The sequence below is a fragment of the Xanthomonas sp. NCPPB 1826 genome, from assembly GCF_056725285.1.
This window is the reverse complement of record NZ_CM161521.1, coordinates 195,023-213,440: the sequence shown is the minus strand read 5'-3', so window position 1 is coordinate 213,440 and position 18,418 is coordinate 195,023. Positions and strand designations below refer to the sequence as shown.

The 18,418-nt window shown below is 66.1% G+C and carries 14 protein-coding genes and 1 other RNA gene; 4 read left to right on the top strand and 11 right to left on the bottom strand.

Features of this window, described 5'->3' with window-relative positions:
• Positions 1–105 precede the first annotated feature (105 nt).
• Positions 106–1,038 (top strand): rhamnogalacturonan acetylesterase, encoded by a 933-nt coding sequence (locus AC1PLA_RS00880; RefSeq protein ID WP_481105380.1) that lies wholly within the window; start codon positions 106–108, stop codon positions 1,036–1,038.
• 80 nt (positions 1,039–1,118) lie between these two features.
• On the opposite strand, the gene AC1PLA_RS00875 is transcribed toward AC1PLA_RS00880, so the two are convergent.
• From AC1PLA_RS00875 to AC1PLA_RS00830, 10 genes are all read right to left on the bottom strand, one after another.
• On the bottom strand, positions 1,119–2,267 hold the full coding sequence (locus AC1PLA_RS00875) for an aldo/keto reductase (protein ID WP_481105379.1): 1,149 nt from the start codon (positions 2,265–2,267) through the stop codon (positions 1,119–1,121).
• Positions 2,268–2,522: 255 nt separating this feature from the next.
• Positions 2,523–2,595, bottom strand: a non-coding RNA gene (locus AC1PLA_RS00870) — sX9 sRNA.
• A 102-nt stretch (positions 2,596–2,697) separates the two neighbouring features.
• Positions 2,698–3,165, bottom strand: coding sequence for a metallophosphoesterase family protein (locus tag AC1PLA_RS00865; RefSeq protein WP_166769391.1), 468 nt, complete (start codon positions 3,163–3,165; stop codon positions 2,698–2,700).
• A gap of 156 nt (positions 3,166–3,321) precedes the next feature.
• Positions 3,322–4,887, bottom strand: coding sequence for a PepSY-associated TM helix domain-containing protein (locus AC1PLA_RS00860; protein WP_481105378.1), 1,566 nt, complete (start codon positions 4,885–4,887; stop codon positions 3,322–3,324).
• On the bottom strand, positions 4,884–5,156 hold the full coding sequence (locus AC1PLA_RS00855) for a hypothetical protein (RefSeq protein WP_481105377.1): 273 nt from the start codon (positions 5,154–5,156) through the stop codon (positions 4,884–4,886). The genes AC1PLA_RS00860 and AC1PLA_RS00855 overlap by 4 nt, the downstream gene beginning before the upstream one ends.
• A complete protein-coding gene (locus AC1PLA_RS00850; RefSeq protein WP_481105376.1) occupies positions 5,146–5,445 on the bottom strand; it encodes a hypothetical protein in 300 nt (99 codons plus the stop codon). The genes AC1PLA_RS00855 and AC1PLA_RS00850 overlap by 11 nt, the downstream gene beginning before the upstream one ends.
• Complete coding sequence (locus AC1PLA_RS00845) at positions 5,442–5,600, bottom strand: hypothetical protein (protein WP_481105375.1); 159 nt, start codon at positions 5,598–5,600, stop codon at positions 5,442–5,444. The genes AC1PLA_RS00850 and AC1PLA_RS00845 overlap by 4 nt, the downstream gene beginning before the upstream one ends.
• A gap of 233 nt (positions 5,601–5,833) precedes the next feature.
• Complete coding sequence (glgB, locus tag AC1PLA_RS00840) at positions 5,834–8,017, bottom strand: 1,4-alpha-glucan branching protein GlgB (protein WP_047130568.1); 2,184 nt, start codon at positions 8,015–8,017, stop codon at positions 5,834–5,836.
• Positions 8,018–8,028: 11 nt separating this feature from the next.
• Positions 8,029–11,379 carry a maltose alpha-D-glucosyltransferase gene (gene treS / locus AC1PLA_RS00835; protein WP_415916622.1) on the bottom strand — a complete coding sequence of 1,117 codons (3,351 nt, stop codon included), beginning with the start codon at positions 11,377–11,379 and terminating at the stop codon, positions 8,029–8,031.
• Positions 11,376–14,492, bottom strand: a complete 3,117-nt coding sequence (locus AC1PLA_RS00830) for a maltotransferase domain-containing protein (RefSeq protein WP_481105374.1) — start codon at positions 14,490–14,492, stop codon at positions 11,376–11,378. Before AC1PLA_RS00830 ends, treS begins: the two co-directional genes overlap by 4 nt.
• A gap of 365 nt (positions 14,493–14,857) precedes the next feature.
• On the opposite strand from AC1PLA_RS00830, the gene AC1PLA_RS00825 reads away from it, so the two are divergent.
• The gene (locus AC1PLA_RS00825; RefSeq protein ID WP_166769384.1) at positions 14,858–15,097 is read left to right on the top strand and encodes a hypothetical protein; all 240 of its coding nucleotides are present in this window, start codon (positions 14,858–14,860) and stop codon (positions 15,095–15,097) included.
• A gap of 173 nt (positions 15,098–15,270) precedes the next feature.
• Here AC1PLA_RS00825 and AC1PLA_RS00820 read toward each other — a convergent pair whose 3' ends face one another.
• Positions 15,271–15,951, bottom strand: coding sequence for a DUF4142 domain-containing protein (locus tag AC1PLA_RS00820; RefSeq protein ID WP_481105373.1), 681 nt, complete (start codon positions 15,949–15,951; stop codon positions 15,271–15,273).
• Between the two features lie 224 nt (positions 15,952–16,175).
• Between AC1PLA_RS00820 and AC1PLA_RS00815 the strand changes: the two genes are divergently transcribed.
• Both AC1PLA_RS00815 and AC1PLA_RS00810 read left to right on the top strand, forming a co-directional pair.
• Positions 16,176–16,841 carry a hypothetical protein gene (locus AC1PLA_RS00815; RefSeq protein ID WP_166769382.1) on the top strand — a complete coding sequence of 222 codons (666 nt, stop codon included), beginning with the start codon at positions 16,176–16,178 and terminating at the stop codon, positions 16,839–16,841.
• 281 nt (positions 16,842–17,122) lie between these two features.
• Positions 17,123–18,382, top strand: a complete 1,260-nt coding sequence (locus AC1PLA_RS00810) for a hypothetical protein (RefSeq protein ID WP_481105372.1) — start codon at positions 17,123–17,125, stop codon at positions 18,380–18,382.
• The last annotated feature ends 36 nt before the right edge of the window (positions 18,383–18,418 follow it).

Below are 18,418 nucleotides of genomic sequence, written 5' to 3'. Positions count from 1 at the left end.
GTTCCAGACCGGCAGGTCTGCGCAGGACACGCCAATTCCGCAGCGCTGGCCGCCCCCTATTCCGGCGAGCGCGCAGCCGTGGTTCAGTCGTTTTCGAGGTGATGCATGCGTAAGTACTCTTTTGTTGCACCGATGCTGCTGACAGCGCTGGCCGCTGCCTGCCTGATGTTTGCCGATGCGGCCGCTGCCGCGCAGGTCGGTTCGCCGCGCGCATCCAAGGCATCGGCCTCCACCGCCGCTGCGCCCGCGCTTGCCGCCAGCAAGATCGTGCTGGTCGGCGACTCCACTACCGCCGTGCAGGGCGGCTGGGGACCGAGCTTTTGCGCGCAGCATGTGACCTCATTTCTGAGCTGCCTCAATCTGGCGCGCGGCGGCCGCAGCACGTCCAACTACCGTGCCGAAGGTTCGTGGGACATCGCGCTGCACGAGCTACGCAGCGGCGGGTATCGCCAGGTGTATGTGCTGATCCAGTTCGGTCACAACGATCAACCGGGCAAGCCGGGGCGTTCCACCGACCTGGCGACCGAGTTCCCCGCCAACCTGCGCCGCTATGTAGACGAAGCGCGTGCTGCCGGTGCGATTCCGGTGCTGGTCACGCCGTTGACTCGGCGGCAGTTCGCGCGCGGTCAGTTGCTGGACGATCTGGCGCCTTGGGCCGAGGCCACGCGCACTCTCGCGCAGGAATTGCAGGTGCCGTTGATTGACCTGCACGCGCGCAGCCGCGCCCTGGTGCAAGGCATGGGCCCGGTGCTGGCAATGCGCCTGGCGCAGCGGCCGGCCGATCCGGAGCAGGTGCTAGCCGCGCAATCGGGCACCACCATCGGCAAGACACCGGCGCAAACCATATCGACGCCAGCCACGCCCGCTGTTGCCGCTGCGCGTGCACAGGACAACGCCAGCGCCGAGCCGATGGGCCAGGCCAAGCTGGCATTCGATTACACCCATCTGGGTGCGGACGGCGCCGACCTGTTCGCGGCGATTGTCGCCGACGAACTGGCCAGGCAAGTGCCTGCGTTGCGGCCGCTGTTGATTCCGTGATGGGTGAGGTAATGCCTGCTGCGTGACGTGGTGCATCGCAAGCGCAGGCGTTTGCGATGCATCCTCTCCACGTGTGAGCCTCAGCCCAGCACAGGCACCGGTGCATCCGCTTCGATCACCTGCTCGCGCTTGAGCTCTTCCCATACCGATGCCGGAATCGCCACGCGCATCGAGGCCGCATTCGCATGCGCCTGCTCGGCCGTGCGCGCACCCGGAATCACCGCGGACACCACCTTCGGTGCGGCGGCAAACTGCAGCGAGACCGTACGCAGATCCACGCCGTGGCGCTCGCAGATGGCGAGTGCTTTCTGGCGCTTGGCCGGCGCCCATTCCGGCACGGTGCCGTCGTAAAGATAACGCTCGCGCCCGGCCAGATAGCCCGCCAGCAGCGGCGCACCGACCACTACCGACGCGCCGTGCTTTGCGATCTTCGGAAAGGTGTCGTGCAGCGCCTGCGCGTGGTCCAGCAACGAGTACTGGCAGGCCAGCAGGAAGATATCCGGGTCGGCCTCCTCGATCGCACGCAGGGCCGGCTCGGGGCGATTGATGCCAAAGCCCCAGGCCTTGATCAGGCCCTCCTTGCGCATCTTGGTCAGCTCGGGCATCGCGCCTTTCACCGCTTCGGCAAAGCGCTGTTCCCACGGCATGCCCAGGTCTTTCTCGTTCTCCGGCGACAGATCGTGGATGTAGGCGATATCGATCTGCGACACGCCCAGGCGCTGCAGGCTGTCCTCGATCGAGCGACGCACACCGGAGGCGCTGTAGTCGTAGCGATAATCGAAGGGCGACGGCTGCTGCCACATCGTCTTCGGCGGTTTGTCGGTGGCGGTGAGCAGGCGCCCGACCTTGGTCGATAGCACATAGTCGTCTGCAGCGTGATTGTGCAGATGGTGACCGGTACGGCGCTCGGACAGGCCCAGGCCGTACCACGGCGAGGTATCGAAGTACCGCACGCCCGATTCCCACGCCGCAGCCAGGGCCGCTTCGCTTTGCGCATCGCTGGTCGGCGCAAAGCCATTGCCGATCGCCACGCCACCAAAGCCCAGTCGACTCGAGGGCCGATAGCGTGCGCCCTTGCTTGCGGGATTGGTCGGCAACGCCAATGCGGCGGCCTTGCCGCGCGTGGGCATCACGCTGCCCGGTGCGGAGGTCTGTGCCAACAACGGGGCGGCAGCCAATGCGGCTGTGCCGGCAGCAGCGGCGGAAAGGAACTGGCGACGGGTATTCATGGGGGGGACATCCTTGCAGCGACTCGATGCACAAGGATGGTCCCGCCTGCGTGCAGACAAGGTCAGCGCAGGGACCACAGGCCTACACATGCAGGCAACGAACGACTCACGTGCGGGTTTGGACAAGCAGGCACGTCAGCACAGGTTGTCGGCGGTCGCTGCTGGCGGTCATCGCATGCGCTGCATGCTCAGGGCATGCGAAAGTGGGCGGTGTGCGGGGTCGATGCATTTCATCGCACGGCATTGTCTAAAAGCGGCCAACAAAACGTAGCGGTCTTCAGGTGGGTGCGGACGGCGCGCTTAGAAGCGCAGTGCACGCATGGCATATGCCGATTCCGGGCAGCGACCGTGCCCGTCTGACGCCCGCGCAGTCTTTTGCTGGCCGCTCCAGATCCCTGCACAAGTCTTTGTTGCACGGATCCAACTTCTATCAGCGTATTTCCAGCAATTGCAGCTGCGCACGCGGCGGACCATCGCCCAGCCACAGCGTGCCCACACTGATCGGCAAGCTGAAGCGACGCGGGCCGGCGCTGCCCGGATTGATGTACAGCACACCGTCGTGCGTGTGTATCGACGGCTTGTGCGAATGCCCGCTGATGATCACATCGGCAGCAACATCCGCTGCCAGCGTTTTCAGATCGTGCAACACATGGATGCGCACGCCTGCGATCAGCAGATCCAGCGTTTGTGGAAGCTGCGCTGCCCAGGGCTTGTTATCGATATTGCCGGCGATCGCATGCAGCGGTGCCAGCGCCTGCAGCGCGGTGAGGATCTCCGGCTTGCCCACATCGCCGGCATGGATGATTGCCGCACAGCCCTGCAACGCAGCCACCGCCTCGGGCCGCAGCACGCCGTGCGTGTCGGAGATCAGGCCAATGCGTAAGGCGACAGCCGTCATCGGGTGTGGGTGAAGGTGGCGGGCGATCAGGATGCACTGCCCGGTGATGCCGTCGCGTCAACGGGCGAGGTTGTCGGGCCGGCCGCATGGTCAGCGACCAAGCGCTCCGCCGCAGCTGATGCCCGGCACACCGTAGCGTGCCGGGCATCAGTCGCGTCAGTGCATAGACTCAGCGCGTTGCGCGCGCTTCCACGTCCAGACGCTGTTGGGATCGCCCTGCAGTCCGCGCCGCCTGCTCGCACGCGCCAGTTGCCAGTACGCCCATGCCAACACCAAGGCGATCAAGTCCACGACCAGCACCGTTGCGTCCTGCCACGGCAGCACCACGCCACGCGTGGAAACACAGCTGGCCAACGGAATCAGCGCCGTGAGGACAGCGCAGGCCAGCAACACCTCGTACGCACCGCGTGCGGTGGGGCGGACCAGCGCCCACACCAGCACGGCCGCAAAGACCGCGTAATAGACATAACGCTCCTGTCCTTGCGCAAGCAGGCGTGCGGCGATGAACAAGGCCGAGATGCCGGCGACGCTGCCCAGGCAGACGCCGATGGTCAGGCGCGCCATCGCGTGCGTGCGGCGCGGTTGATCCACCAGCCGACGCTTGCGGCGTGTTTCGATCCACAGCAGGTTGCCGCTGTAGAACAGGAACGCACCGCCCAACCCGAGCAGGAAATACAGCCACTGCACTGGTGCATGCCCGAAGTTGCCGAAGTGCAGCCCTTGCAGCCCGCGCAAGGCGGCGGTGCCTGGCGACATCGTCCTTGGTTCGAGCACGCGCAGGACCTGGCCGGTTGCCGCGTCCAACGCCACGCCACCGAGTGTGTTGAGGCGGCGCTGATCGTTGTGGCCATACACTTCCGCGCGTGCATGGGCATCGCCTGCATCATGGAACCCGATGCTCTCCGGTACCAAGCCAGGGCTGGCTACGCGCGCCTTGTCCAGCAGCACCGCAACCGGCAACACCGGTGCCGCACGCCTGGCCGCTTGCACATGTGGGGTGAGTTCGAACTCCGGTGCCAGGATCTGCATTAATTTGCCGTCGAACACCAGGAACTGGAACGGCGCCAGCAACAGCACGCCCAGGCACAACACCGCGCCGGACCAGGCAAAGATCACATGGAACGGCAGCGACAACATGCCGACCACGTTGTGCGCGTCCTGCCACAGCCGCTTGAGGTTATGGCCCGGCCGCAGCGCGAACAGGTCCTTGAAGAACACCGGCGCGTACAGCACCACCCCGCTGAGCAACGCCAGCCCGTACAGCACGCTCACCACACCGAACAGATAGGTGCCGAACACGCGTGGCAGGCCGGCGGTGAAGTGCAGGTCGTAGAGGAAATCGGCAAAGCCCACGCGCTGCGGCAATTCCAGCAGGCGGCCATCGGCGGCCTGCTGATACTGCCGCATGCCGCCACTGGCCTCGGCCTGCGGCCCATACCAGTACAGCCGCGGGATCGGCCCGTGCTCGCCGGGCAGCAGCACCAGGAAGGAGTCGGCCACCTGCGGATGCCGGGCGATCACCGCATCCAGCAAGGTCTGCGTGGCGGCGACGGGATCTGCCGGCACAGGCTGTGTGACAGGCGGCGTCGCCTGCCAGCCGCTCAGTTCATGCGTGAACACGGTGATGGCGCCGGCGTAGAAGGCGATGAACAAGGCCATGCCCGCCAACAGACCCATCCAGCTGTGGACCGACAGAAACGCGCGCAAGGTCGATGCTTTCATGCGCCCAGCTCTGTCCAACCCAATGCCTTGATGCCCGCAAGCGCGAGGTAGCACAGCAGCGTCAGCCCACCGAGCACGACCCAGGCGCGCGATGCGCGACGGAACACGAACGGCAGCGCAATCGCACCCACCCAGGCCGGAAACATCAGCAGCAGCCATGCCAGCGTGTAACTCTGCTGCGGCCCCGGCAGCAACAGGGCGCACAGGCCCACCACGCCGACCGCCAGCGGCAGACCCAGCATCACTGCAGCCAGCCATCTAGCCCACATGGCGCACCTGCCTGCGTTGCGTACGCGCCTGCTGCCAGGCATCCAGATATGGCAGCGCCACCGCCACCAGCATCAGCGCCGTCACTGCGGCGAAGATGCCGGCCCAGGCGCCCAAAGCATGCATGGCGCAACCCAGCGACAGCAGCAGCAACGCACTGGCGACGATGCGTAGCGCGCGCGCGGGCAGCCGGCGCTGCGGCCACAGGCGTTGATGCCGTGTTGCCAGGTAGAACGCCAGCGCCGACACCGCAGCGCCGAGCAGGTAGCACCAGGTCATCAAACCGCTCATGCCTGCGCCTGCATTGCATCGGAGAAACGCAACACACCGAGCTGCACCGGCCACATGCCGCCACCTTGCGCGCCGACACACAGCGAATATGTAACCCACACCAGTGCATGCGCGCATCCAGCGATGCGCACAACATGGATAAACGGATCAACCATCGAAGAAACCACCGCCATCAAAATGCCCACGCACAACACTCCCGTACACACGGTCGACGGAAGGCATGGCGGCGGCTGTGCCCGGCAGCCCTCTCCGGGCCGCCTAATGAGCGGGTGACACCCCTGCTGTACCGCCCGGTGGGCGCGCGCAGCGAGGTGTTGGCCGCTCTACGGCGCGCAATCTAACAGGTGCCATAGCGCCGGACCAGCGGTCCGGCGCTATGTGTGCTGCATCAGCCCTGCGGCGTCAGCACGATGACGCCCAGCGGCGGCAATAGCAGCGGCAGGGATTGCGCATGGCCATGCATGGACTGCTGCTCGGCGCTCACCACACCGCCATTGCCCAGGTTCGCGCCGCCGTAGATGCCGGCATCGCTATTGAACACCTCGCGCCACTGGCCGCCTTGCGGCACGCCGATGCGGTAGCCGTGCTGCACGATCGGGGTGAAGTTGATTACCACCAGCACCGGCGCATCGCCGCGCTTTGCCTTGCGCAGGAACGCGACCACGCTGTTGGCCGCGTCATCGCCAACCACCCAGGCAAACCCGGCCGGGTCGTCGTCCTGCGCGTGCAGCGCGGGATATTCGACATACAGCCGATTTAGATCGCGCACCAGGGTCTGCACGCCGCGATGGCGCGGGTCATCCAGCAGATGCCAGGGGATGCCGCCGTCGTGGTTCCACTCGGTGGGCTGGCCGAATTCGCAGCCCATGAACAGCAACTTGCGCCCCGGGTGGGTGAACATGTAACCCAGGTAGGCGCGCAGGTTGGCAAAGCGCTGCCAGTCGTCGCCCGGCATGCGGCCGAGCAACGAGCCCTTGCCGTGCACCACTTCGTCGTGCGAGATCGGCAGCACGAAGCGCTCCGAATACGCGTAGACCATGCTGAAGGTCAGCTCGCCATGGTGGTAACGGCGGTAGATCGGATCCAGTGCGGCGTAATGCAGGGTGTCGTGCATCCAGCCCATGTTCCACTTGTAGTGGAAGCCCAGGCCGCCGTGCGCCACATCGGCAGTGACGCCGGGGAACGCGGTGGATTCCTCGGCAATCATCACCGCGCCGGGCGTGTGCTCGCGCACCACCTCGTTGAGCCGGCGCAGGAAGGCGATGGTCTCGTAGTTCTCGCGCCCGCCGTGGATGTTGGGCACCCACTCGCCGGCATTGCGGCTGTAGTCGCGGTACAGCATCGAGGCCACCGCATCCACGCGCAGGCCGTCGACGTGGAAGCGCTGCAGGAACTCCAGCGCACTGGCGATCAGGAACCCGGACACCTCGCGCCGCCCGTGGTTGTAGATCAGCGTATTCCAGTCGCGGTGGAAGCCTTCGCGCGGGTCGGCATGTTCGTACAGCGCGGTGCCGTCGAAGTGCGCCAGGCCGTGGGCATCGGTGGGGAAATGCGCCGGCACCCAGTCGACGATCACGCCGATGCCTTCGCGATGGCAGCGATCGACGAAGCGGGCAAAGCCATCCGGAGAGCCGAAACGCGCAGTCGGCGCGAACAGGCCCAGCGGCTGATAGCCCCACGAGCCGCCGAACGGATGCTCGGTCACCGGCATCAGCTCGACATGGGTGAAGCCCATATCGGCCACGTACGGAATCAAGCGGTCGGCCAGGCCATCCCAGTCCAGGTCCACGCCTTCCTCGCGCAACCAGGAACCGGCGTGGATCTCATAGATGCTCATCGGTGCGTCGTGCGCTTGGCGGCGCGCGCGCGTGGCCATCCAGCCGTCATCGCTCCACTGGTGCGGGGTGGGGTCGGCCACGATCGAGGCGGTGCCCGGCGCCAGCTCGGCACGCCGCGCCACCGGGTCGGCCTTGGCCGGCAACTCGTTCCCATGCGGGCCGCGTAGCTGGTACTTGTAATGCGCGCCCGGGCCGACATCGGGCACGAACAGCTCCCACACGCCGGACTGGTGCCGCAGCCGCATCGGATGCCGGCGCGCGTCCCAACTGTTGAAATCGCCCACCACCGCCACGCGCGTGGCGTTGGGCGCCCACACCGCAAAGCGCGTGCCGCGTACGCCATCGACTTCGACCGCGTTGGCGCCGAGCGCGTCGGCCAACTGCAGGTGGTGGCCTTCGCTGATCAGGTGCAGGTCGAAGTCGCTGAGCTGCGGGCCGAACGCATACGGGTCGGCGGTGTCCTGCTCGCCGCCGGGCCAGCCGATGCGCAGGCGGTAGCCGCCCTGCGCCGGCAACGCGCCGGCGAACAGGCCCGGCTCCGGGCCTGCTTCCAGCGCGATGACCTGGCCATCGTCGAGCACGGCATTGACGTAGTTGGCACCCGGTTGATAGGTGCGCAGCAGCCGACCGCTGTCGGTCGGGTGCGCGCCCAGGATGGCGAATGCGTCGCCATGGCGTGCCTCGGCCAGGGCGCGGGTTGCGCCGGGATCCCATCGATTGGTCACTGCTGTCATCACTCCACTCATCATGTGTCTCCCGCACCAGCGCGCGCGCGGTGCAGGATGCGTCGCAAGCCCTCGATCGGCACCATCAGCCAGCCGGGGCGGTTGGCAGCCTCGTAACGCACCTCGTAACAGGCCTTCTCCACCAGGAACAGCAAGGTGGCCGCGTTGAACGCTGCCGGTGCGATCCACGGGTGCGTACTGGCGTCGAGCACGGCATGGTACGCGTCCAGAAACGCCTGTGTGGAGCGACGGCGGAACTGCACCAGGAACTCGTCCAGATGCGTGTCCACGCCCACGCCCGCACGCGCGGCCGTGCCTTCCTCGCCACGTGCCGACACTTCGCTGGCGTAATCGAGCGAGCGCAGGAAGCCGGCCACATCGCGCAGCGGGCTGGCCTTGGCGCGCCGCTCGGACAGCGGCTTGGCCGGCTCGCCTTCGAAGTCGATCAGCACCACATCGTCGAAGGCCACCAGGATCTGGCCCAGGTGGAAGTCGCCGTGCACGCGGGTCAACAAGGAGTCTGCCAGCACGCTCGGTGCCTGGGCGAGCAAGGCGTCCAGCTGCGGGCGCTCGGCCAGCACTGCCTGCAGCGCTTCGCGTTCGGTCGCATCGTCGCTGCCGGCCAGGCGTGCGTTGACCGTGTCCCACATCTCTTCGACCTGGCGTGCGACGCCAGCCACCACATCGTTGGCGGTGGGCAGGTCGATGCGCTGCGGGGCGAAGTCGGCATCGTCGGTGTCGCGCGACAAGGCCTCGTGCAGCTCGGCCAGGCGCTTGCCGACCACCGCGGCAAAGGCATCGTAGCCGGCGATGGCCTCGGCACGCGATTCGTCGGTCTGCGCGGTGGCGTACTCGTCGAAGCTGCGTGCCAGATGGTCCAGCGTCCAGCGCCAGGCATCGCCCTGGTTGCGGATGAAGCCCTGCAACAGCGCGATCGTGGTGATGGTGCCTTGCGCATCGATACGGCTGACGCTGCCCAGCAAGGGCGCAGCGTTGCCGTAGCCCATCTCGGTCAGGCGACGGCCGATCTCGATCTCCGGGTTGGCACCGTTGGCCACGTGCCGCAGCAGCTTGAACACCGCCTTGTCGGCCACCACCAGCGAACTATTGCTCTGCTCGGCCGACAGCCAGCGGATCTCCGGATCCTGCGGTATCTCCAGCGTGGCCAGCGCCGGTGTCGCCTCGAAGCGCACCTGTCCCTGCTGCGAGGCGTCGTCGCCATCGCAGAACTCCAGCGCGGCGTTGTCGCGCAATGCGTCGATCACCCCGCGCACCATCGGCTTGAGCGCGAAGGCATCGGTGAGGTAACCCACCTCGCGGCCCTGGCGCACGCGGGCCAGCGCAAGCTGCTCGGCCAGGGTGCTGGGCTGGTCGCGCTCCCACACGATGCCGACCGGCAGCATGTAGCTCTCGTGGTGGCCGTCTTCCAGCTCCACTTCCAGCTCCAGCAGGCTCATCGGCTCGGCGCCCGGCAACGGCGTACGGCGCGAGATGCGCACGTGCTTGAGTGCCTGGTCCTTGGCAGAGAACCAGCGCCGTGCCGACAACCAGGCCGGCAGGATCTCCGCTTCCAGCGTGGGCAGATGCGGCAGCAGCGCATTGCTCTCGTCGGTATCGCTGCGCAACACCAGCGTGCGGTAGTCCGGCAACGGCACCGGGCTGGGCACATGCCAGTCCGGCAAGGTGCCTTCGCTGACCAGCTGGAATGCGTAGAAGCCGAACGGCGGCACGGTGAGCAGATAGGTCAGCCGCCCGACCGGCGGGAAGCTGCCGCCGCCGATGATGTCCACCGGCACGCGGCCCTCGAACTCGGACAGGTCCAGCTCCACCGCCTGCAGCGTGTGCGACAGGTTGGCCACGCACAGCACCGTCTCGTCCTGGTAGCACCGCAGGTAGGCCAGCATGCGGCGGTTGCCCGGATACAGAAAGCGCAGGCTGCCGCGGCCGAAGGCCTGGTAGCGCTTGCGCACGCTGAGCACGCGGCGGGTCCAGGTCAGCAGCGAATGCTGGTCGCGGATCTGCGCTTCCACATTCACTGCCTGGAAACCGTACAGCGGGTCCATCACCGGCGGCAGCACCAGCTGCGCCGGGTCGGCGCGCGAGAAACCACCATTGCGGTCGATCGACCACTGCATCGGCGTGCGCACGCCATCGCGGTCGCCCAGATGGATGTTGTCGCCCATGCCGATCTCGTCGCCGTAGTACAGCACCGGCGTGCCGGGCATGGTCAGCAACAGGGAGGTCATCAGCTCGATGCGGCGGCGGTCGCGCTCCAGCAGCGGCGCCAACCGGCGCCGGATGCCCAAATTGATGCGTGCGCGGCGGTCGGCGGCATAGGTCTGCCACAGGTAATCGCGCTCCGAATCGGTCACCATTTCCAGCGTCAACTCATCGTGGTTGCGCAGGAAGATCGCCCACTGGCAGCTCTCCGGAATCTCCGGGGTCTGGCGCATGATGTCGGTGATCGGGAAGCGGTCTTCGCGTGCGATCGCCATGTACATGCGCGGCATCAGCGGGAAGTGGAACGCCATATGGCATTCGTCGGCGTTCTGGCCGAAGTACTGCTGGGTGTCTTCCGGCCACATGTTGGCCTCGGCCAGCAGCATGCGGTCCGGGTACTCGGCATCCAGCGTGGCGCGGATCTTGCGCAGGATCGCGTGGGTTTCCGGCAGGTTCTCGTTGGAGGTGCCGGAGCGCTCGATCAGGTACGGCACCGCATCCAGACGCAGGCCGTCCACACCGCGGTCCAGCCAGAAGCGCATCACTTCCAGCACCGCTTCCAGCACCGCGGGGTTGTCGAAGTTCAGGTCCGGCTGGTGCGAGTAGAAGCGGTGCCAGAAGTACTGCCCGGCCACCGGGTCCCAGGTCCAGTTGGATTTTTCGGTATCGCAGAAAATGATCCGCGTGCCTTCGTATTCCTGGTCGGTGTCCGACCACACATAGAAGTCGCGCTCCGGCGAGCCGGCCGGCGCGTTGCGTGCGCGCTGGAACCACGGGTGCAGATCGGAGGTGTGGTTGATCACCAGCTCGGTGACGATGCGGATGCCGCGTGCATGCGCCTGCGCCACCAGCTGCTCGAAGTCTTCGATGCTGCCGTAGTCCGGATGCACCGCCATGTATTCGGCGATGTCGTAGCCGTCGTCGCGGCGCGGGCTGGGGTAGAACGGCAGCAGCCAGATGGTGTCCACGCCGAGTTCGGCGATGTAATCCAGCTTGGAAATCAGCCCCGGGAAATCGCCGATGCCATCGTCGTTGGAGTCGAAGAACGACTTGACGTGCACCTGATAGATGATCGCGTCCTTGTACCAAAGCTGGTCTGCAACCACCGCGGACTGTTCCGCGTCGGCTTGTAACGATGGGACTGCATTCATGCGACCTCTCCTGCGCGGATGCGCCATAACGCGAACGGCCGCGTCGCCTCTAAACGGATGTGTTGCTGTTTTCCCTGCCAAGTGAAGCGGTGGCCGTCCCACAGGTCGTCCACCGCCACGCTGGCGTGATCGGGCAGGCCCAACTCCCACAATGGCACTTCGATTGCGGCATCCTGCGCAGCGTTGGGGTCCAGGTTGATCGCCACCAACACCATGCTGCGGCTGCGCGACAGGTAGCCGGCATCCAGGAACTTGCCGAAGTACAACACCTGGTCGTTGTGCGCCTGGTAGAAGCGCGTGCCCAGGTGCGACTGCAGCTCCGGGTGCATGCGGCGCAGCTGATTGAAACGGGTGATCTCATCGACGATGTCGCCGGGCGCACGCTCGGGCCAGGCGCGCAGCTGGAACTTCTCCGAGTCCAGATACTCTTCCTTGCCCGGCGCCAACGGCGTGGCCTCGCACAGCTCAAAGCCCTGGTACATGCCCCATAGCCCCGACAGCGTGGTTGCCAGCGCGGCGCGGATCAGATGCCCGTTGCGCCCACTGGTCTGCAGGAACAGCGGATTGATGTCCGGCGTGTTGACGAAGAAGTGCGGACGGAAGCACTCGCGCGGCACGCCCTGGTTCAACTCTTCCACATACTCCTGCAACTCGTGCTTGTGGTTGCGCCAGGTGAAGTAGGTATAGGACTGCGAGAAACCGCACTTGGCCAGGCGGTACATCATCTTCGGCCGGGTGAAGGCCTCCGACAGGAACACCACATCCGGCCGGCGCCCGCGGATATCGGCAATCAACCACTCCCAGAACGGGAACGGCTTGGTATGCGGGTTGTCGACGCGGAACAGCGTCACGCCCTCGTTGACCCAGAACAGCACCGCATCGCGCAACGTGTTCCACAGGTCCGGCACCGCGCCGCTGGCGTAGAAGTCGACGTTGACGATGTCCTGGTACTTCTTCGGCGGGTTCTCCGCATACGGAATCGAGCCATCCGCGCGCCAGGTGAACCAGTCCTTGTGGTCCTTCAACCACGGGTGATCCGGCGCGCACTGGATGGCGAAGTCCAGCGCCACTTCCAGCCCATGCGCACGTGCGGCCTGGATCAAGCGGCGGAAGCCTTCGAGCCCGCCGAGCTCGGCATGCACCTCGGTGTGGCCGCCATCGGCCGCGCCGATCGCATACGGGCTGCCCGGCTCGCCGTCGACCGCGGTGACCGAGTTGTTGCGGCCCTTGCGGTTCTTCGCGCCGATCGGGTGGATCGGCGGCATGTACAGCACATCGAAGTTCATCGCGCGGATATGCGCCAGGCGCTTGATCACATCGTCGAAGGTGCCGTGCCGTTGCGGATCGCCGCTTTGCGAGCGCGGGAACAATTCGTACCAGCTGGCGAAATGCGCCGCGCGCCGCTCGGACTCCACCCGGAAGGTCACCGGCGTCTCGGAGCGGAACGGCTTGTCGTCGGCCGCTGCCATCGCCTGCGCGGTGTCCGGCTCCAGCACGATCGCCAGCTGCTGCAGCGGCTCGCTCTGCGCGCCGATACGGGTGAGGACGGCCTGCAGGCGCTCGGCCAAGGCACCGCTGCTGCGTGCGTGCGCGGCCTGCACCACGGCCACCGCTTCCTGCACGTCCACCGGCAGCACCGTGTTGGCGGCGCGCTTCTTTTCCAGATCCGCATGCAAGGTGGCGAACACATCGCGCCAGCCTTCCACCCGGAACTCATAGGTGCCGATGCGCTCCAGCGGGAACTCCGCACGCCAGCGATCGTTGCCCAACGCACGCATCGGCGCGCTGGCCCAGGTCTTGGCATCGGCCGGGCGCCACAGCACCGCCACCGCGATACGGTCGTGCCCATCGCAGAACGCATCGGCTTCCACGCAGATGCGGTCGCCCACGGTGCGCTTGACCGGAAAGCGGCCGTTATCGACCGACGGCGTCACCGACTCGATGCACACGCGCGGCCAGGCGGCCGCGGTCTGCGGGCGCGGGCGCATGCGCGGCACCGCCAGCACGTGCCGGGCCGGCACGCTGCGATAGACCCGCACCTCGCCCGGCTCCAATGCTTCCAGCGTTGCGCCGGAGAGCGTGCTGCCGTCCTCGCCCACCAGCGCTTCGGCATCGCCGAGCAGGCGCAGCAGATCCGGCGCCGGGACCGGCACCACATGATCGGCGTCGCCGTTGATCAACAGCAGCGACGGCAAGCCGCCCAGCGGCTCGATCGCCACCGCCGTCAGGCCGGTGCCCTCGCGCAGCAGCGGACGCAACCGCAAACCGGCATTGCTCGGTGGCACGCCATCGCGGGCCCTGATCGACAAGGGCAACGTCTCCAGCTGCGTCTCGTCCAGCAACCACGCCCCGCCCAGTGCCTGGGCCAGTTGCCAGTGCTGCCCGGCAGTGGCCGCACGTTTGCCATCGGGCGCGCCCACCACCGCCACGACCTGCGACGCCAACGCGCGCAGCGCCGTGTCTTCGTCGAAGAACCAGCTGCCGCGCCCGTCCCACCATGCGAGCGAGGAGAACGCCACATCGAACCCGGCACCGGCCAGCTGCTGCAAGGCCTCGATGCCCAGGCCCGGCGTCCACGCCGCAAACACCACCTCCGGTGCCTGCGCATGCACGCGGGCGATCAGCTCGCGCCAGCGCTGCGCCGGCACCTGCTGCGGCTGCAACAGGCGGAAGCCGGCCACGCCCTGCGAGGCCCAGTCCAGCAAGCGCGCGCTCCACCACTCCACCAGCGCCGCACCTTCCTGCGCATAGGTAAAGCGTGCCTCGGCCACTTCCGGCGTGGCGCGCGGCTGGCGCGGGTCCGGCACCGCCGTGCTGCGTGCGCGGAACCACTGCGGGTTGTCGCGCACCACGGCGCTGGCACCGCCCACTTCATCCAGGCGCACATCGAGCAGCAGCTTCACGCCGGCCCGGTGCGCGGCCTGCACCACCTCGCGCAGACGCTGCGCGTCTTCCTCGCCGGTGGTTGCGACTTCGCTCAGCCGGCCTTCGGCGTCGCGCGCAAACGGCGGCGCGAGCACCACATGGTCAAAGCCGGCCTCACGCGCCGACTTGCAGCGCTGCTCCAGCCCGGCCTGCTCGCCGGCTGCCTCATTGAGAACACAGATCCGCATAGCGCCCCCTCAGCAAACCACGGCGCGCGCACGCACCGTGACAAAGGAGACGACGCGGGCCGACCCACCCCGCAGATCCACCGGCGCTCGGTCACGACGCACCAGTCCAACTCCCGTCCGGATCGACCCCTGCCTACTCAAGGCCTGGTCGACCCTTTCTACCGTGACTGCACTCATGCGCAACTCCGCAACGATTCTTGACCGATGCAGTCAAGCACCCCCACTGCGAATTTCATGTGTCGGTGGAATTGACGAAAATCAAACAAGCGCGGCTGTGGTGAGGGCTCAGCCAGCACTGGCCAAGTCCCAAGGGTTGTAGGCTAGGGCCTCAACCTGCAGGGAGAGCAAGGATGCGGAGCTACGTCATGGCGGCGCTGCTGACCATCGCCACAATTGCAACGGCAAAGGATCAAAGGCTGAGCCCGAGCCGTGCCGAAGAGATCGTAGGGCTTTGGCAAGACGCCAGCGTCAACGACGACATCGTCAAGGAGGACTACGCCGGCTTCGTGCAGGTTGTCGACCTGGACAAGGACGGAGTCGATGAGATCGTCTATCTGAGTTCTTCGTATTGCTCGGGTGTCAGAACCTTCGATCGGTGCCGCTGAGCAGAAGGTCGGTTGCCATCACGTTTGCGGTAACGCGACGTGGGCTCGAACGCATCGCCAGAGAACGTTTGATCGACGCCCGCGCAGGCCCCCAGAGCTCAAGATGGCGATGTCGCGCTCATTCGCCGCTTGCAGGCCAGGCGTGGCAGACCGGCGATCTGCCACGCCCACGCTCACATCGCCTTCTTGACGGCTTCCGCCTTCGCCAGGTGCTGCTCGACGTGCGTCTTGGTCTCGGTCAGATGCTGCTTGACCGGCTCGGTCGACGCCACCGTCATCATCTGTGTCTCGATCAGCTGCAGCGCGTCCTTGTGCCCGGCGATCATTGCATCGATGTAGGCCGCCGCGTAGTCCTTGCCGGCCTTCTGCCCCAGCGTGGACAGGTCCTGCTCGCCCTTGCTCTCCAGCTTCTTGACGTCCGGGGTTTCGGCCAGCGTTCCCAGCGCCTTGGTCTTTTCCAAGTTCTCGGTGTGCTCTTTTTCCATCATCTTCGCGTACTCCAGCACCGCGCCGGTGACCTTCTTGTCCTGCGCCTGCTTCGCTGCGGCGATCTCGTGGTTGTCCACCGCCCCGAGCAAGCCAAGGGCGATGTCGTCTCCGGAACTCGCGCGTGCCGCGCCTTCAGGCGCCGGGCTGGCTTCGCCGACAGGCGGCGTGGTCGGGGTCGCCGCGCCACCGGTCGGCGTCGGCTCGGTGGACGCGGCAGGCGCTGCGGCCTCCTTGTCGGCATTCGGCTTGCAGCCAGTGAGCGCCAGCGCCGCGACGATGGACAGGACCAACAGTGACTGTTTCATGCTCCACTCCCTCTCGATTGGAGACAGCAGCATCTGCCTGCCCAGGTGAAGAAGGCTCATACACGTCCACTGAGTGATTCAGACGTACGCGTCTTCCGAAGGCGAACGCACAACGCCGCACCATGCGCGGCACCACACCGCAATCGGCGGCCCGAGCTTGCGCGCGGGCGTGGACCTGGCCGTGGTCGGCGCGGCTGTGGCATGGGTGGCGTGTGGTGGCACTTTCCTGCTGAAAGACGGCCCGGTTTGCCGCACACTATCGCGCCACATTTGGAGTGATTGCCATGCACAAGGCCTGGATGCTTGCCCTGTTGGGCGTTTCGCCACTGGTCCACGCCGCGCCTGCCGACGACGATGCCACCTGCCGCAATGGGTTGTTCACCAGCGCACCGGTGGCGTTCTCACTCGGCAAGGTCATCCCGCCGCGCCTGTACCTGCTCAAGGACACCGATGGCTGCCCGGACACGGGCGGTGCCGCATGCCAGGGGCGCGCCTACGTGGTCAAGAACGATATCGTCCTGACGGCGCAACGCCGCAATGCCTTCGTCTGCGTGCTCTATCCCAACAAGGGAGGCGGCAATGCTGGTTGGGTCGCACAGTCCAGCCTGCAGATGCAGCCAAGCGCGGCCACGCCCACAGCGCAGGCCTGGAACGGCCACTGGCACGACGGCGACAACACGCTGCAATTGACCACCAACCCAGACGGCAGCATCACCGTCAACGGCGATGCGTACTGGCCCAGCGCCTTTCCCGACCCGGAACAGACGCCGGGCGGTCCGCACACGGGCTCGGTCACCGCGCGCGGCTATCCAGAGGGCAACCGCGTCGAGGTCAACGAGGACACGTGCAAGGTGCGCCTGCAATTGCTGGGCGACATGCTGCTGGCCGACGACAACCTGGAATGCGGCGGAATGAACGTTTCTTTCGGCGGGGTGTACCGAAAGAAGTAATCGCAAGCCTAGCCACTCCGGTGCGCCGCACGCCTGCAGTGGCAGGCGCATCGAAGCAGGCACGCCATCGACCACCGCGCGGCATAAAAGCCGATGCGAGGTGGCGCGGTGCCATTCCCGCTGGCCTGCACCGACCAGAACGGATTTGGCTCGCTCGATCCCGCAAGCGGTGCGGTGGAAGCTGATAGCAGCAGGGCGCGCCAGAAGACCTTTTCAGGGGTGACGCACCGCGTGGACCGGCGTCATCTATCATTGCCGATTGCTGTTTTGAAGGAATTGCGTTGAGACGTTCCGCCACGCGTTTGATGCGCGCACCGCTGCTTGCTGCCATGGCGTTGCTTGCCGCTTGCAGCACAACCAACACCACCAACAAATCGTTGCTGCCGTCGGCGGACAATCCCGTCAACACCAGTTACTGCATCGGGCGTCTTGCCGTGACGACCGATGTGCCCCTGCACTTTCTGGGAAGTTCCGCGCAGTTTTACTGGGGCGACATCGATACCTACCGCGAAGACGCGGCCAGCTATGCGCAGCGCCTGCTGACCGCACAAGCATCGGCCAGCGATGGCAAGGTGCGCCAACTGATCAAGCCGGTGAAAACGCTGGCACAAGATGATGGCAGGGTCATCGTCGCACACGCGGAAGACACGTTGCCGCTCGACCCGAACGTCGTACAGGTCACCGGCTTCACCCATCGCGATGGCACCACCTTTCGTTTCCAGAAGACGGCCATCAGCCGCCTGCAGGGCATCACCGAACGGCGCACCAAGGAAATCCTGGCCTCGATCACCAGCAGCGCATCCCCCTTCCCGCCAGCGGCACAGTCCCAGCAGGGGTTTTGCATCATGCACGGCACCGTCAATCTGGCACCCGGACACGACTGGCACGAAGCCTCCAGGGTCGAAGGGGAATTCACCCTGCAGGAAACGCGCTACCGTTTCAGTCTGCGTTCGCGCTACCTGCGCTCGCTGTCGTTGAACGAGCAGGAAGTGACAAACCAGCGCGACCTGCTAGTGGCACTGGCGGGCGCCATACCGGGCTCCGGCCTGGCGCCGATCAGTGAACTGTCAGGTGCCGCCGGCAACCCATCGCAAGGCAGTGCCCGCCTGCTCGAGATGACGGCAGCCGACGGCAAGCAACAGGTCTATGAGTGGCACATGCCGGCCGTCAATACAGCACCCAATACGCCGGCAACCTTTCTCTACATCTGGCCAGCGTCCGGGCAAACGTCAGCGCAGGACCAGGCCAACTTCAGGCGCTGGGTCGTGGCCCATCCGCAGCAGGCGACACCGCTGTTACAGATAAAGCCAATGGCCAGCAACGGTGAACATCAACAGGCGACACCAGCAGCGGAAGAGAGCAGGCTGGTGTACCGGATGCAGCTGCATTACCACGGCGACCAGGCTGCCGGCGGGCGCCATTACGTAATCTACAAGGATGGCCAGAAGGTCGACGATGGACGCAGCGATACCAACGGATTCACCAAGGCACACAATGCCGACTACGACCAGGTGTGGACAACCAAGGTGCTCAACAAATGAGTCCCTGCTTCGGTGCGGCGCCCCCTGATTTATAAC